Here is a 3155-nt window from a genome sequence, read left to right as displayed (position 1 = left end):
AACCACCTCAAGCAATAGCGCGGCATCGCCACCCGCTACGAGAAGACCACAACCACCTACCTCCCCGGACTCCACCTCGCGGGCATCTTCCTCTGATCAGCACGCTGATCCGAAAGAAACGGCCTAGCCGCCCACCCCAGCATGTCAAAGATCTGGGCCAACGGCGCCTACCAAAGCAGCATCCTCAACCACGGCGGCCGGCTGGGCATCGACGTCGAGGTGGTGCAGCGACCACGGACGAAGGGGCTCGAGCCACTGCCGAAACAGTGGGTAATCGAGCAAACCTTCGGCTGCCTGATGCAGCACCATCGCCTGGCACGGCACTACAAAGCCCCCCGCAGAGATCCCAGACGATGGTCCACTGGGCGATGACTAACAAAATGTCCCGCGAACTGACAGGAGAATCCGCACCACCCTGGCGAATCTAAACAGACATGCCCACCACAACAGCATGAACGTTGATCAGACGCTCTCTAAGGGCGCTCATGCAGGGTATCCCACCCATCCGCTCGCACCGCGGGCCCCGTAGGCGGCGACGGCCCAGCAAGCCGCATGCCGACAAGGAATAGCTACAACCGCCTGTGGCAACGGCTCCGCGAACGAGGCATCCGCCACCGCATCGCCCGCAAGGGCATCGAGCTTTCCCAGCGCCTGGGCCGTCACCGCTGGGTCGTCGAGAGGACTGTGTCTTGGCAGGCCAGCTGCCGACGCCCGCACCGACGCTACGAGCGCAGGGCCAAGCACTTCCTCGCCTTTGTCGACATAGCCTCAGTCCTCATCGGCTATCGCAAACTGAGTAGACTCATGACCTGAGCTGCCGCACCTGAGGGTCTTACACCGTGTCCTGCATGGTCAGTTGGTCGTTGGCCGGAGCATGCGGAGTGGACGGTAGGGATGGATCGTGCCGAAGGGGCTGTGGGAAATCGTCAGGCCCTGGCTGCCGTCGGCACGGGTGCGGCCGCAGGGCGGCGGGGTGGCCAATACCGATGACGAGGCAGTGTTCGCGGCGATCATCTACGTCCTGGTCAGCGGCTCCGCCTGGCGGGCTCTGCCGCCGTGTTTCGGGGCGTCGAAGTCGACGGTGCACCGCCGGTTCCTGATCTGGTCGCGGGCAGGTGTCTGGGGTCGGCTGCACCAAAAGGCCCTCGAGATACTCGCCGACCAAAGTGTGGTTGATCTGTCCAGAGCGGTGCTCGACTCTGCCCATGTGCGAGCCAAGGGGGGGGCGAACTTGCAGGTCCGTCGCCCGTGGACCGAGGCAAGCCGGGTTCCAAGGTGCACGTCCTGCTCCGACGCGAACGGCTTGCCCTACGCATCCGCCCCTCCGCAGCCAACACCCACGACAGCCTCGAGATGAAGCCGATGGTCGCCCACTTCCCCGTAGGACACGAATCCCGCAGCGACCATTCCAAGCCCCAGTGGCTGCACGCCGACAAAGCCTACGACATGCCTGACCTGCGGCTCGCGCAGGTAGACCAGCGCCACGATCGCGCGCGGGGAGGGCCACGGTTCGCACCTGCGGTCACCCTCGCGAGTGATGATCAGCATCGTGACCCACTCCACGAGCGCATACGGCAGGCCGAGTGCGCCAGGATACGTAACCAACGAGGCCCCTCGAATAGCGAGTTCAGACGTCAGACATCTCGATCAACAGCCCGAGGGCCTCGCCTGTTACGAGCCTGCCGCCATCACCCGATCAGTAGCCACTCTGAAGATCCTTAGTGAGCTGGAAAGCCCTTCAGAGGAAAAGGGTCAGAATACATGAAAACACTGCCGCCGAATAGCTAGCCATCGCCGAAGAGGTCACCAAAAGAAGTCGCTAAACCCACAGATAACACTAATCAATAATTCCCGCAAGGGAATATCAACGCGCAATCGGCATCTAGGATGCCTTTCCCGAAGGAGGGGGCACCCTAGATGGCATCCACATCACTAGGCGGTGGGATCACAAGGAGGGGGCGCAAATATCTCGCACGATCTGATGTTTTGGCTGCGCTAGAAATCATTCAAGGATGTGCCAAAGGAACCAGACCGAGAAAGATGCCCATCCAGCCGCAAATAGAACACGCCCGATTCTCGACGTACGAGTATAGAAAAGTTTTCGCACAGATTCACTCAGAGTATCAATTCGCCTCTTCGACCCAATGGCAACTATTTCAAGCGCTGCAAATAGCAAACCCCAGATCGCCCAGATAGAACCACTCACACAGCCCTCCCTTGCCCACACGGAAAATCAAGCACCTTTGACCTCTCCAATCGCGTCACTTTATGGCTGCCCAGAGCGCGACAGCCGAGGAAATAAGGCATACGACAATTGGGATCACAGCATTATAGAGACGGGCCTGCCTGTCACGGTCCCGGCGGTTGACCTCTTCAAGTCTATGCCTTTCAGAATTTCGTTCAAACGCCTCTCTCTCATCACGTTCCTTTTGAAGACTCTGCGATAAAGCAGCGATCTGTTGATCATGAAACGAAGATTGAACCGTATAAACATCCATACTCACCACGCGGTCAAGCCGGTCGTGAATTCCCGAAATGGATTCGCGAAGCTCTTCACGCAGGTCTTTAACTATCCTTACAGTGTCACCAGAACTCAGTTCATCAGCCATCAGGGGGCTCCGCCTCCCCCTGCCTCACTGTTTCTACACTGTAGCGCGGGCTATGCTTGGCCTGCCATCCAGACAGAAATGTCACAGTCCCCGAAATCGCAGCAATGACAAGAGGATGAGACCACACAGGAAGGAATGTAATAAACCGAACATCGCCAGATAGCTGACCGAGAAGGGCGATAGTTAGCGAAACCAGAAAGGATGCGGCAGTTGCCGCTTTTACTTTCGTCTCAACAGGCGCATGAGGCATTTCGAACTCCATTCATTTGAATTATACATACATTGATCGTCGAGTGCTGCCCCTACCCGTCTTCTGGGCCAATGCAAATCCAATAAATTCCGGGCAGTATCGCAAGGTTGACAATCAGGGAGTTGCTGATGACAGGAGCGATCTATCTCTACGCAGCATTTCACCCAACTACTGACTGGGCGGCGTGATGTCGTGAGGTTTAGCCCTGTTCCGGCGAGACAGCTCTCGATGATGTCGCTGTGGTATTGGATCTCGCGGAGTCTGTGACGTAACGCCCGGATCAGTGCTCTGGGGAG

1 protein-coding gene and 3 pseudogenes are annotated in these 3155 nt (G+C 58.2%); 2 read left to right on the top strand and 2 right to left on the bottom strand.

Annotated elements, in window-relative coordinates; all coding sequences use genetic code 11:
• Positions 1 to 467: 467 nt before the first annotated feature.
• A pseudogene (locus LUZ64_RS36490) lies at positions 468 to 813 on the top strand (IS5/IS1182 family transposase); the annotation flags it as partial.
• Between the two features lie 85 nt (positions 814 to 898).
• Positions 899 to 1461 (top strand): annotated as a pseudogene (locus LUZ64_RS36485) (IS5 family transposase); the annotation flags it as partial.
• Here the strand turns inward: LUZ64_RS36485 and LUZ64_RS36480 are convergent.
• Both LUZ64_RS36480 and LUZ64_RS36475 read right to left on the bottom strand, forming a co-directional pair.
• Positions 1462 to 1605 (bottom strand): annotated as a pseudogene (locus LUZ64_RS36480) (IS5/IS1182 family transposase); the annotation flags it as partial.
• 656 nt (positions 1606 to 2261) lie between these two features.
• On the bottom strand, positions 2262 to 2609 hold the full coding sequence (locus LUZ64_RS36475) for a hypothetical protein (protein WP_143593036.1): 348 nt from the start codon (positions 2607 to 2609) through the stop codon (positions 2262 to 2264).
• Positions 2610 to 3155 lie beyond the last annotated feature (546 nt).

It is taken from the genome of Streptomyces albireticuli (assembly GCF_021228125.1).
GTDB classification, from domain to species: domain Bacteria; phylum Actinomycetota; class Actinomycetes; order Streptomycetales; family Streptomycetaceae; genus Streptomyces; species Streptomyces albireticuli.
The sequence above is the reverse complement of the archived record's forward strand: the minus strand, read 5'-3'. Positions and strand labels throughout refer to the sequence as shown.